This window comes from Ruegeria sp. O6, assembly GCF_056535045.1.
In genome coordinates, this window is record NZ_JBQERM010000007.1 from 86278 (window position 1) to 99040 (window position 12763).

General features: G+C 58.2%; 10 protein-coding genes. 5 read left to right on the forward strand and 5 right to left on the reverse strand.

Features of this window, described 5'->3' with window-relative positions; genetic code table 11:
• Window positions 1-62 precede the first annotated feature (62 nt).
• Genes ACR0DY_RS11200 through ACR0DY_RS11220 form a run of 5 tightly spaced genes read left to right on the forward strand, consistent with a single transcriptional unit; the run spans window position 63 to window position 6385 of the window.
• A complete protein-coding gene (locus ACR0DY_RS11200; protein ID WP_480546071.1) occupies window positions 63-1901 on the forward strand; it encodes an ABC transporter ATP-binding protein in 1839 nt (612 codons plus the stop codon).
• On the forward strand, window positions 1898-3730 hold the full coding sequence (locus ACR0DY_RS11205) for an ABC transporter ATP-binding protein (RefSeq protein ID WP_480494011.1): 1833 nt from the start codon (window positions 1898-1900) through the stop codon (window positions 3728-3730). The genes ACR0DY_RS11200 and ACR0DY_RS11205 overlap by 4 nt, the downstream gene beginning before the upstream one ends.
• A 39-nt stretch (window positions 3731-3769) precedes the next feature.
• Window positions 3770-4999 (forward strand): class I SAM-dependent RNA methyltransferase, encoded by a 1230-nt coding sequence (locus ACR0DY_RS11210; RefSeq protein WP_480898285.1) that lies wholly within the window; start codon window positions 3770-3772, stop codon window positions 4997-4999.
• A gap of 21 nt (window positions 5000-5020) precedes the next feature.
• Window positions 5021-5806, forward strand: coding sequence for an ion transporter (locus ACR0DY_RS11215; RefSeq protein WP_480486945.1), 786 nt, complete (start codon window positions 5021-5023; stop codon window positions 5804-5806).
• A 60-nt stretch (window positions 5807-5866) separates the two neighbouring features.
• Window positions 5867-6385, forward strand: coding sequence for a L,D-transpeptidase family protein (locus ACR0DY_RS11220; protein WP_480486947.1), 519 nt, complete (start codon window positions 5867-5869; stop codon window positions 6383-6385).
• Here ACR0DY_RS11220 and ACR0DY_RS11225 read toward each other — a convergent pair.
• The 5 genes from ACR0DY_RS11225 to galE form a co-directional block, all read right to left on the reverse strand.
• Complete coding sequence (locus ACR0DY_RS11225; protein ID WP_480546068.1) at window positions 6369-7820, reverse strand: nodulation protein NodH; 1452 nt, start codon at window positions 7818-7820, stop codon at window positions 6369-6371. The genes ACR0DY_RS11220 and ACR0DY_RS11225 overlap by 17 nt on opposite strands.
• A 6-nt stretch (window positions 7821-7826) precedes the next feature.
• Window positions 7827-9527 (reverse strand): DUF5927 domain-containing protein, encoded by a 1701-nt coding sequence (locus ACR0DY_RS11230; protein WP_480898288.1) that lies wholly within the window; start codon window positions 9525-9527, stop codon window positions 7827-7829.
• Window positions 9524-10510: a glycosyltransferase family 2 protein gene (locus ACR0DY_RS11235; RefSeq protein ID WP_480482893.1), complete on the reverse strand. Its 987-nt coding sequence runs from the start codon at window positions 10508-10510 to the stop codon at window positions 9524-9526. Before ACR0DY_RS11235 ends, ACR0DY_RS11230 begins: the two co-directional genes overlap by 4 nt.
• A gap of 185 nt (window positions 10511-10695) precedes the next feature.
• Window positions 10696-11736, reverse strand: a complete 1041-nt coding sequence (locus ACR0DY_RS11240) for a glycosyltransferase family 2 protein (RefSeq protein ID WP_480546066.1) — start codon at window positions 11734-11736, stop codon at window positions 10696-10698.
• A gap of 10 nt (window positions 11737-11746) precedes the next feature.
• Window positions 11747-12730: a UDP-glucose 4-epimerase GalE gene (gene galE, locus ACR0DY_RS11245; RefSeq protein WP_480482483.1), complete on the reverse strand. Its 984-nt coding sequence runs from the start codon at window positions 12728-12730 to the stop codon at window positions 11747-11749.
• Window positions 12731-12763 lie beyond the last annotated feature (33 nt).

Below are 12763 nucleotides of genomic sequence, written 5' to 3' on the forward strand. Positions count from 1 at the left end.
GTGGTGTTCAGGCGCCATCTGTCTTCGCACGTCTTTATCTCTGCTCAATCGGAGCACACTCCATGTTTCGCTATTTCGAAAACCTTGTTGACCCTTTTGTCGCCTATCATGAGGCTGACGCGCCGCCGACCCGGCTGTGGCCGTTTCTGCTGGACTATTCGCGCCCGTTCTATCGGGTGTTTGTCTGGGCTGCGCTGATTTCCATTATCGTCGCCGGTGTCGAGATTGGGTTGATCTATTATATGGGTCGTGTCGTTGACCTGTTGGGCGGCACACCAACCGAGGTGTGGCAGAACCACGGGACCGAGCTGCTGTTGATCGCGGCCTTTGTCCTGTTTCTGCGCCCTTTGTTGCATCTGGTCGACGTACTGATCCTGAACAACACGATTCTGCCGAACTTTGGCACTCTGATCCGCTGGCGCGCCCATAAGCACGTTCTGCGTCAGTCGGTTGGCTGGTTCGAGAATGATTTTGCCGGGCGGATTGCCAACCGGATCATGCAGACACCGCCCGCGGCCGGTGAGGTGATCTTTCAGGTCTTTGACGCGATTTCCTTTTCACTGGCTTACCTGATCGGGGCGGCAATCCTGCTTTATGCGGCGGATGCGCGCCTGCTGATCCCGCTGCTGATCTGGTTTGCGTTCTACGCGATGCTGGTGCGCTGGACTGTTCACCGTGTCGGGCCGGCGTCCAAGGCGGCATCCGATGCGCGGTCAACCGTCACGGGCCGCGTCGTGGACAGCTATACCAACATTCATTCCGTCAAGATGTTCGCCCATGGCCCGCAAGAGCTGGACTATGCCCGTGAAGCGATCGAGGAAACCCGCCGGACATTCCAGATCGAGATGCGGATTTTCACCATCATGGATGCGGTTTTGGTTACCCTGAACGGGGTGCTGATCGTTGGTGTCGTGGGTTGGGCAATTGCCCTGTGGATGCAGGGTTCCGCTTCGGTTGGCGTCGTTGCGGCAGCAACCGCGCTGACCCTGCGCCTGAACGCCATGACCGGATGGATCATGTGGGCGCTGACCAGCTTTTTCCGCCAGCTTGGTATCGTGGCCGAGGGGATGGAGACCATTGCCCAGCCTATCGACCTGCTTGACGCGCGCGAAGCCAAACCCCTGCGGTTGACCAGGGGTGAGATCCGGATTCGCGATCTCTCGCACCATTACGGGCGCGAGGCCGGTGGGCTTGACCACATCAACCTGACCATTCAGCCCGGCGAAAAGGTCGGTCTCATTGGGCGGTCGGGTGCCGGGAAATCGACCCTGGTAAAGCTGCTTTTGCGGTTCTATGACATCGAACGCGGTGCCATTCTGATCGATGATCAGAACATTGCGGGTGTCACACAGGACAGCCTTCGCAGCCATATCGGCATGGTCCAGCAAGACAGTGCGCTGCTGCACCGGTCTGTGCGCGACAACATCCTTTACGGCCGCCCGGACGCGACCGAGGCGCAGATGATCGCCGCAGCCAAACAGGCCGAAGCGCATGCGTTCATCCTTGACCTGCAAGATCCGCAGGGGCGCACCGGGTATGACGCGCATGTGGGTGAGCGGGGCGTAAAGTTGTCTGGTGGTCAGCGGCAGCGGGTAACGCTGGCCCGGGTGATCCTGAAAGACGCACCAATCCTTTTGCTGGACGAGGCGACATCGGCACTGGATTCCGAGGTCGAAGCGTCAATTCAGGAAACGCTCTACGGCATGATGCAGGGCAAAACCGTGATCGCCATCGCCCACCGGCTCAGCACCATTGCGCAGATGGATCGCATTCTGGTGATGGACGGGGGCCGCATCGTCGAAGAGGGCGCGCATTCTGATCTGTTGGCGCAGGGCGGCCTTTACGCGCAGTTCTGGGCGCGGCAATCTGGCGGCTTCATGAACCCGGAGGCCGCTGAATGAAGATTGCCGATCTCATCTATCCGTTCAGGACCACTGAAACGCCCCCGCCGCAGACATTGGGGGCGTTCATTCGCTGGAGCCTTTCCGGTGCTTGGCCCATGCTGTTTGTCGCCGCGTTCTTTTCGGCCCTGGCTGGCGCGATGGAGGCTGGAACAGCGTGGATTCTGGGGCGTGTGATCGATGTGGCAACATCCAGCGGGCCCGAGCATTTCATGACCGCCGGGAATATGTGGATGATCTTTGGGGCGGTGGTGTTCTTCATGCTGCTGCGCCCGATCCTGTTTGGGCTGTCTTCGATTTCGAACAACTATATCGTGATGCCCAACATCACGCCTTTGGTGCTGGCCAAGCTGAACCGCTGGACGCTGGGCCAGTCTGTCACCTATTTCGACGATGATTTCGCCGGGCGCATTGCCCAGAAACAGATGCAGACGTCGAACGCCATGGCCTCGGTCGTGTCCGAAACGATCAGTGCGATTGTGTTTGCGTTGGCGTCGCTAGCGGGCTCTTTGCTATTGTTAGGGTCTATTCATCCTTTGGTGATGCTGCCCTTTGCAGCCTGGCTGGTGGTCTATTTCCTTCTGGTGCGCTGGTACCTGCCGCGTATTCGCATACGCTCAGCTGCGCGTGCCGGGGCGCGGGCGATGGTTTCGGGGCAGGTGGTCGACACGATCACCAACATCAAAACCGTCAAGCTTTTTGCGCACTCGGATTTCGAAGATCAGGCCGCGCGGCACTCGATGGTCGAGCTGCGGAAAAAATCACTGGCGTTTGGCAAGCTGTCGGCCAGTTTCCGGTTCGTCCTGATGGCGCTTGCCGGTATTTTGCCTGTTCTCCTGCTGGGGACGACGCTGTGGTTATGGCAGTTCGGATTGGCGACTGCGGGTGACATCGTTGCCGCTGGCGCCGTGTCGGTTCGTATTTCGCAGATGACCGGATGGGTCAGCTTCACGCTGATGGGCCTCTATGCCAATGTGGGTGAGATTGAAAACGGGATGAAGACGCTGGCCAGACGGGACAGGGTCGAGGATGCGCGCAGCGCGAAAGATCTTGATGTAACCGAAGGATCCATCTCGTTCGAAGATGTCAGTTTTGCTTACGGCCGGGACGTCGGCGGTGTTACGGACCTGACGCTCACCGTGCAACCGGGCGAAAAGCTGGGAATTGTCGGTGCCTCAGGGGCGGGCAAATCAACACTCGTTTCGCTTCTTCTTCGGCTCTATGACAGGGAAAACGGCGCTATTTGCATCGATGGGCAGGACGTGTCGCAGGTCACGCAGGACAGTTTGCGCCGCCAGATCGGCATGGTCACGCAGGAAACGGCGATGTTCAACCGGTCTGCCCGCGAAAACATCCTCTATGGTCGCCCGGACGCGTCCGAGGCCGAGTTGATCGAAGCAGCAATCAAGGCCGAAGCGCATGACTTCATCCTGAGCTTAAAGGACGGCCAGGGCCGCACCGGCTATAACGCTCATCTGGGCGAGCGTGGCGTAAAGCTCAGCGGTGGTCAAAGGCAACGGATCGCCCTTGCACGCGCCATTCTCAAGGATGCGCCCATTCTGGTTCTGGACGAAGCAACCTCAGCCCTTGATTCCGAGGTCGAGGCGTCGATTCAATCGGCGCTTCATCGGGTGATGCAGGGCAAAACCGTTCTGGCCATCGCCCACAGATTGTCAACGCTCAGCGAGATGGACCGGATCATCGTTCTGGATCAGGGGCAAATCGTGGAAACCGGAACCCACGAAGACCTTTTGGATCAGGGCGGGCTTTACGCCCGGTTCTGGCATCGGCAATCTGGTGGCTTCATTCAGGCAGAAGCTGCCGAATAAGGGTTTTGTTGCACCCAAAGCCCGGATATCAGGCGCCTCATGACGCAGTATTACACAATCACCCGGCTTGGCCATCAGGGCGACGGCATCGCTGATGGGCCCGTTTATGCCCCGCGCACCCTTCCGGGTGAGGTTGTCAGCGGCACCCTTGTTGATCAGGTGCTGACCGATATCCGCGTCGAGGTGCCGTCTGATGACCGGGTAAAGGCCCCGTGTCGCCATTACAAAGCCTGCGGTGGCTGTCAGTTGCAACACGCCTCTGATGTGTTTGTCGCCGACTGGAAGCTGAGCATTGTCCGCAACGCCCTGTCCGCGCAGGGGCTTGAGGCGCCGATGCGTCCGATACACACATCTCCCGAACACTCACGCCGACGCGCCACGATTGCCGTCAGGCGGACCAAGAAAGGCACACTGGCCGGGTTCCATGGACGTGCATCGGATACGATCACCGAAATCCCGGATTGCCGTTTGCTTGACCCGGCCCTGATCGCCGCAATTCCCGTGGCCGAGGCGCTGGCGGTTCTGGGCGGCAGCCGCAAGGGTGTCTTGGCCGTCACGCTCACCCTGTCCAAGGGCGGGCTGGATGTGGCCGTCAAGGGCGGCAAGCCCTTGGATGGGCCGCTGGAACTGGCACTGGCGCAAGAAACCGAAAAACATGGTCTGGCGCGGCTCAGCTGGGATGGTGAAGTGATTGCCATGCGCCACGCTCCGGTTCAGCGCTTTGGGGCCGCCGTCGTCACGCCGCCGCCCGGTGCCTTCCTTCAGGCGACCAAAGACGGAGAACAGGCTCTATTACAGGCCGTTTCCGAGGCGGCGCAGGGTGCGAAACGAATTGTTGACCTGTTTGCGGGCAGCGGTACGTTTTCGTTGCCTCTGGCGGAAAAAGCCGAGGTTCACGCGGTAGAAGGTGCGGCAGACATGGTGCAGGCACTGGATCAGGGCTGGCGCAGGGCGCAAGGTCTGAAACGCGTGACGACCGAGGCCCGCGACCTGTTCCGCCGTCCGTTGATGCCGGATGAACTGAAATCGTTTGACGCAATCGTTCTGGACCCGCCCCGCGCCGGTGCCGAGGCGCAGGTGGCCGAGCTGGCAGAGGCCAGACGCCCGGTGATTGCCTATGTCTCGTGCAACCCCGTCACCTTTGCGCGCGATGCAAAAATTTTGGTTAACGCTGGCTATACCCTTGAATGGGTGCAGGTCGTTGACCAGTTTCGATGGTCGTCACATACGGAACTTGCTGCGCGGTTTACCCTGAACGCCGCATCTTGATCAGACAGGAGAAAGCGACCCATGGGTTTCAGACAGCGTCTGCTGAACATCATCGAAGCGCCTGCATTCGGGCAATTCATAACGGCTGTCATCATCTTTAACGCAGTGCTTTTGGGGATGGAGACGTCGCCGACCCTGATGGAAGCCGCCGGGCCGCTGATCGTGATGCTGGACAAGCTGTGCCTTGCGATCTTTGTGGCGGAAATCGCCATGAAGCTGACCGCGACCGGACGCAGGTTTTTCACAAACGGCTGGAACAATTTCGATTTCCTGATCGTCGGCATTGCGCTTGTTCCCAGCGCCGGAGGTCTTTCCGTTCTGCGAGCCCTGCGAATCCTGCGGGTATTGCGCGTGATTTCCGTTGCGCCAAGACTGCGCCGGGTGGTTGAAGGGTTCATCTCGGCCCTACCGGGAATGGCCAGTGTTTTCCTGCTGATGGCAATTCTGTTCTATATCGGTGCCGTGATCTCGACCAAGCTGTTCTCGGCAACCTTCCCGGATTGGTTCGGCGATCTTGGCCTGTCGGCCTATACACTGTTTCAGATCATGACGCTTGAAAGCTGGTCGATGGGGATCGTCCGCCCGGTGATGGAGGTTTATCCCTATGCCTGGCTGTTCTTCGTCCCCTTCATTATGGTCACAACCTTTGCGGTGGTGAACCTATTGGTGGGTCTGATCGTAAATTCCATGCAGGACGCGCACCATGCAGAGGATGAGGTCAAAACTGATGCGTATCGTGATGAGGTTCTGGAACGCTTGGAGAGCATCGAGCGGCATCTGACCGAAAACTTGAACATCAAAAAGTGATTTCAGTTTTCGCGTTTTTTGGCATAATAAGCCCCAAAAAAACAAAGCAGGCAGTGAAACATGGATCGTCGAGCATTCGGATTGGGGGCGGTAGCAACGCTGGGCCTATCGGCTTGTGCATCAGCCCGACCAAATTTTCTGACTTATGATGGGCCCGAGGTCACCTCGCTGGTGGTCAACAAGGGCGCGCGCAAACTTTATTTGTTGCACCACGAAAAAGTCCTCAAGGAATATGATGTGGATCTGGGATTTGCGCCGCAGGGCACAAAAACCAAACGCGGAGACGGCCGCACGCCCGAAGGAAGTTACCTGATCGATCGGCACAACCCCAACAGCCGGTATCACCTGTCTATCGGGATATCGTATCCCAACTCTCAGGACATCGCCAAGGCTAAGGCTGCGGGAGTTGATCCCGGTGGGGACATCTTCATTCACGGGCAGCCAAATCTACGATCCGAGTTCAAACGCGCCAAGAAAACTCCGGATTGGACCGCGGGATGCATCGCGGTCAAGAATGACGAGATCGAAGAAATCTATGCGATGGTCAACCGAGGGACGCTGATCACCCTGCGCCCTTAGGGGGCACAGGCGCCCACGCTGCAATCCCGAATGTTTCATAGTCGTGCTGGTAGACCTCGGATGCCAGCGCTTCAAGCTGTTCGTCATAGATCTGATCCAGCGTAAACGGAACATCTTGCGCGCACGGGCCGGGAACCGGCGGATTGGGGTGGCCTGTTGAGCGGGCCAGATCCGGCAGAGCCGTGGTCAGCTCTTCTTCCCGCAGAATCAGGTCCGGCATCAAAAAGCTGGCAATACCATCCAGCGTGCGGGACTGGCTGCACCACGTCCCGTCAACGCGGATCGGCGTCTGACCGTTGAGGTTCATGCGCAGGAACCCGAGGAACGCCAGAAACGCATCCCGATGCTGTTCGACCGAGTAATTGGTGTCGCGCACCTGCCCGGGGATCGGCAGGTCAAGGCGGTTGCGCAGGTAATTGCGAACCATCTTGTAACTGCCCGGCCCGGTATCCAGAATGTACTGGCAAAACGCCGAATGCGCCCGTGCCAGCGGGTGGCGCAACACGGTGAACTTCCGGTGTCCGGGGTGGTCTTGCATCCAGGCGCGGATTTCCTTGCGGTTCCGGTTTGTGACCAGATCGTCCGTAGAACAGCCATCCATGTCGGCCATCCATTGCGCAATAACAGGCTCTACTCCGCCGCGAATGGGCAAATACATCAATGCTGATCCGGCTGCGGCGATGTATTGCGGTACTGCCGCCCCCCGGTTTGGTTCGAAACGGGAAGGCTGGTGCAATCCGAACCTGTCCAGTTTGGACAGGGCGTCTTGCATCTCATCGGGGTTGGTGACCTTCGATACGGCAGGTGCCGGGTTTTGCGGTTTCAGAGTATCGTCCAGCTTGCTCAGCCGCGCCTCGACCCCCAGCCATGCGGCCAGACCGTTCAGAACGTCCAACTCGGCCAGGTCGTCATAGGTGATGAAAAAAGCGGTTTGCCCGGTCTTCTGTAAATGCCGCTGCAACATGTGTTGGTGGCCGTGGACCTGATCGAGATACTCAGAAAACTCAACCCCGTCGAAAGCGACCTGTGCATCGACGCGACGCTTCACGTTCTTCAGCAGCCATTGCTGCGTGGTGCGCGCGATTTTCAGGGACAGAAAACTGTCCAGCGGATTGCGTGTTAGAATGATCTTGGCGCAGCGCGGATCATTCAGCACAGGCTTCAGAATGCGCGGATCGTGGTCCTGGAAATACCGAAAACCGTTCAAGCCACCCGGTGCCGACCGGATTGCCTTCAACAGTCGCATCGGATCTGCATCGCGGTCTTCCAGCGACAGACCCAGAAGGGTATCGGACTTCAGGTTGCCGGCAAAATGCGGGTTAAAGGCTTCGCCATGACAGGAAACCCCGTCCAGCGCGTTCAGATTGGCCTCAAGAAGGTTCGACCCTGTGCGCATGGCAGCCAGAACAACGAAGTAATCAAAATTGGCTGGCATGGGTAATTACTGCACCAGATAGGGTTTGCGATAGGGTTTCGTCTGACGGCCGAACACATCGTCCGAAGGAAAATCGCCCATCAGGTAAGGGTGCATACCCTGGTTCTTGAGGTTTTGCAGGAACTTCCCGAAGCCGGACAGATCGACCATTGTGGGCGCTTCTGTCAGGTGGCTGGACTGATGCGCGCCAATCTCGTCCAGGATTGTCTGCAGGGGCTCCATCGGTGCTTCAAGGAAATCGGCCAGCGACCAGCTGCGCATCCGCGCCTTGGTCCAGACCGAGGTCAAAACCTCAAGCTGTTTGGTTTCGATCTGTTGCAGACGCGCGGCCTCGCTCCGGATGTCCGAGAAGTTCAGGTTCGACCGGAACAGCGGAATTGCCCAGGCCCCGGTGATGACAGAGATTTGCGCATTCTTGTCCCGCGCCAGAAACCAGTTGATGTCCTGCGTGTCGCGGGGGCTGAACTGGAAACACTGGCGTTCGCCGCGTGTGTTCCAGATCAGGTTCGACAGAAAGGCCGTCGGATTGTAATCCCGCAGCAAAGCACAATCGCTGAGCGCACCGTTTGTGATGGTTTCACCCTTTGCAAATTCTGCACGCTCGGGTCCGAACAGGTGCCCGTGCACGCGTGTGCCAGTGGCCGCGGCCAGCCATTCTTCGAAATCTTCAAACAGTTCGGAAAAGCCCTGAAATACGGAATAGGGTGACGAGGTAAGGCCGTTTTCACTGCCGTGCCGGGGAAACCGGCTTTGCATGTACAGCCCGTCACGCCCCCGTGTCCGCCGCTCGACCGCCTTGGAAAACACCCGGTCAATCTTGCCGGGATTGGGTTCGGCCGGTTTCATCGCACTTGCTTGATCGGTCAGAAACGCCTGATACAGCCGTTCCGCACGGGGCCAGATCTTGCGGGCAACAAAACAGTCTGACCGCCGCAGCAATTGCAGATGGTCGTCGTAGAAGATGTGCGGGCGGCCCTGATAGTCGAACTTGGACAGGGTCAGGGATCGGCTCTCGATATGTGTAGAATACAGCCGCGCCAATGTCTGGAAATAGCTTTCATCCGGAATCCAAACATGGCGGAAGTAACTGTCATATTGTTTGCGCTTGGGGTCCTGCAAAATGGCAGACAGTGTTTGACGGGTCAGGCACCACCACTGGCTGCCCATATGCGGGACCAAACCGTCGGGGATTTTCCGGCGAAACCCGACCGCGCGCTGAAGCTTTACATATGCGTCGAACAATCCGCGCTGTTTTCGCCAGGAAAACGGGAACCGCAGCGTAAACCGTTCATGATCCAACCCGCCGATTGTCCAGCTGACATCAGACGTTGTCGCGCTTTCGATGAAATCGACACGGGGCCGGTCGGCCAGGTAATCGATCAGCTCCTGAACCGGGCGCAGCGGCAGGCAGGCCCCCGACGACAGGAATATGTGGCGCGTTTCCGGAAACCGCTCCAGCATCAGTTCGGACGCGCTTTGTGAAGCAGCAACGATGCCCCACCCGCCCCAGTCGCATTGATGCCGGTCAGAAAATGCGATCCGGGGGTTGTCGGAACAGGACGCGACGCATCGCGCAAATTCTTCACCGGGCACCTTGCGATCCACATGGATCACAACCGGGCATCCGGCAGCGGTCCAATGGCGCGCGACCTGTTCGGCCCGGTCCAGCGAGGTATGAACCAACATGACGATGCCCAGACCGCTCATGCCCAGTTTCCTTTTGACATCAGGCCCAGAATCTCAAGCTGCCGCCAGTTGATATAGGCCTCAGACCATTCGCACCAGAATACGGGCTTGTCTTCAAGCTGTGCGGCATAGGCCTTGTATTCGCCAGAACCGCTATAGTGCTGGCTGCGCTGCAATTCTTCGCGTGCCTTGTCGCCAAGGGTGTCGATCAGCTTGGCATGAAGCAACGAACCGCTGGCCTTTTCCCCACCCCATTCGTCGTAAACCTGATTCAGTCCGCGCGGCAAAAGCGAGTGGGTCGAGCTGACATAGACATACCGCCGATCCCATTTGACCAGCGGGATCTTGTTCAGTGCCGGGGCTTTGGATGGCTTGTCGCGAAAGAACACCCGCGCCCGCGCGCCCCCTTGAATCCACAGGTTCTTGTAATCGGGGTTCTTGGTGATCGTGTAATTCCCCGGATCGAACCACCGTGCGATTTCAAAGGGATCCTGCCCCTCGCGATAGGTTTCGGCATCGACAGGCCCTTCGGGATACATGTCGATCAGCATGGTGCCAAAGCTGCGCACGGCGCTTCCGTCCAGCCAGTCTGTCAAGGCGCGGATCGGGCGGGTGTCGCAGAAGGGGTAGATGAAAAACTCATCCGGGTCGACGCTCAGAACCCAATGTCCATGCGCGTATTTGCGCAATAGGTAATTCGACCAGTCAAGACCATAGCTTGCACGTTTGTAGCTGCTTGTTGTCCGCCAGACCGATACATCGGCCTGCTCTTTCAGGAATTCGAAACTGCCGTCATCGCTGTCATTGTCGATGAACAGAAAATGGTCGATGCCCAGTTTGCGGTAATATTCCAGAAAGTAGGGCAGGCGAATTTTCTCGTTTCGCACAACGCTCATCAACAGGATATCGTCACGGCGGATGGCAGACGTGTTGGTGCTGGCGGGCTTAAGTTCGCGCCGACGTCTGAGGCAGCGCAGAATACGGCGCTTGCGCCGCAATCTCATCTTGTATGAATCAAACAGGCTCACGCGACTGCCCAACCTTTATTATGACGCGAGCTTTCCCCGAACCTGCCGTGACCGCTGGTGCGACAGGACATTGTGGGTTTATGCCACTTCTACCTCTTCTGAGGCAACTTTTTTAAACCCCGGAAATGGTAAAGGTGCCGTTGATCCCCCTCGATTTGTTTTCAACGCCAGCCGCCGTCGCGCATCAGCCCCATTTCCAGCAACTGCGACCAGCCGGTATAGCGCACCGAGTGCGGGGTCCACATGTCTGGTTGATTGAATATCTGATCGTAATACGCAGCGAACTGGTTCGGGTCATGAAAATGCTGGCGGCGCAGCTTTTCAGTTTTAGATTTTTCAATAATGTCCGGCAGAAATTTAGTGTGCAGCAGAACGCCGGACGGGGTGTCGCCGCTTGGCCCGTCATACACTGCGTTCAGGCGGCGGGGCAGGGCGGAATGGCACGAGTTTACATAGGCATATCGCCGCGACCAGCGCATCAGCGGGATCTTGTTCAGTGTCGGGGATCGCTGCTGCGTTTGGGTAAAAAACACCCGCTCGCGTGCGCCGCCCTGAACCCACAGGTTTCCCATCGGGCTTTGCCGCTGCGCGCGATACGGGCCTGCGTCAAACCAGTTCAGCACCTCGATCGGGGCCGTTTCCGGGTCATAGGTTTGTCCGCCCAACGGCCCTTTTGGATACAGATCCAGCATCAAAGCGCCAAACCCGACCCGCCCCTGCCGGTCCAGCCATTCTGTGAGCTCATGCAGGGAATGGCGGTCGTGCCGGGCATAAACCAGCAACTCATCCGCATCGACCATCAGGCACCAGTGGCCATGGCCGTAACGCATCTGTAGCCAGCTGAGCCAGTCCAGCCCAAAGCGTGATCCGCGATAGCTGGACCGGGTCTGCCAAAGGGACACATCCGGTTGCCCTTGCAGGTAGTCAGCCGAGCCGTCATCGCTGCCGTTGTCGACGATCAGAAAATGGTTCACGCCCAGCTGGCGGTAGTGACGGAAGAACCAGGGTAGGCGGGTAATCTCATTGCGCAAGGTGGTAAAGGCCAGCACGTCGCCGCCCCGTATCCTGCTTGTCTGATCTTTCAGGCAGGTCAGTTGATGTCGGCTGCGCATCGAGCGCCAAAGAAGGCGTCGCCGTTTCCAGCGCAACCGGTATTCCTGTCGCCAACCGATATCAGGAAGTGTCTGAACCGTATTGGACATCACAGGGGCCTCATTTCTCGTAGTGGCCGTTCTGATGCCAGCGCCAGGCATCCGCAATCATCGTCTCTAACGTTGACCTTTTCGGCTTCCATCCCAGTTCGGTTTGGGCGCGGACGGAACCGGACACCAGCTTGGTGCAATCGCCCGCCCGTCGGGCGCCGACCGAATATGGCACAGGGCGGTTGGTGACGGATTTGGAATGCTCGATCACTTCAAGCACGGAAAACCCCGAGCCGGTGCCCAGATTGAAAACACGGCTTTCTTTACCCTGTTCCAACCAGCCCAGCCCCAGAACATGTGCGTCGACCAGATCACAGACATGGACATAATCGCGAATACATGTGCCGTCCGGCGTATCGTAATCGGTGCCAAAAACGGTCAAACCCTCGCGCTTGCCATCAATCGCGTCCAGCATCAGGGGGATCAGATGGGTTTCAGGCCGGTGAAACTCGCCCACTTCGCCTTCGGGATCGGCACCAGCAACGTTGAAATACCGGAAAATGACATGGCGCAGCCCATGGGCCGCTTCGAAATCCCTCAGGATGTCCTCGATCGCGCGCTTTGATGCACCATAGGCATTCAGCGGGTGTTGGGCGGTGGCTTCATCCAGAACCACATTGTCATGTTCGCCATATGTGGCGCATGTGGACGAGAACACGAAATCCAGACAGCCTGCCGCAACCGCAGCCTCGACCAGCGTCAGCGATCCGGTCACATTGTTCGACCAGTACAAACCGGGCTGCCGCATCGCGTCGCCCACTTGGCTGAGCGCCGCAAAATGCATCACCGCAACCGGCTTGTGTTTGGCAAATACCTCGTCCAGGCGTGCCCGGTCCAACAGGTCGCCCTGTTCAAACGGCCCGTATTTCACCGCATCCTGCCAGCCGGTGACCAGATTGTCGTAGGTCACGGGAACATAACCCGCCTGCGCAAGCGCCTTGCAGGCATGCGACCCGATATATCCGGCACCACCGGTCACGAGGATTGGTTTCATGAAACGTCCTTTGGAACCAGATTGCCTGTCATC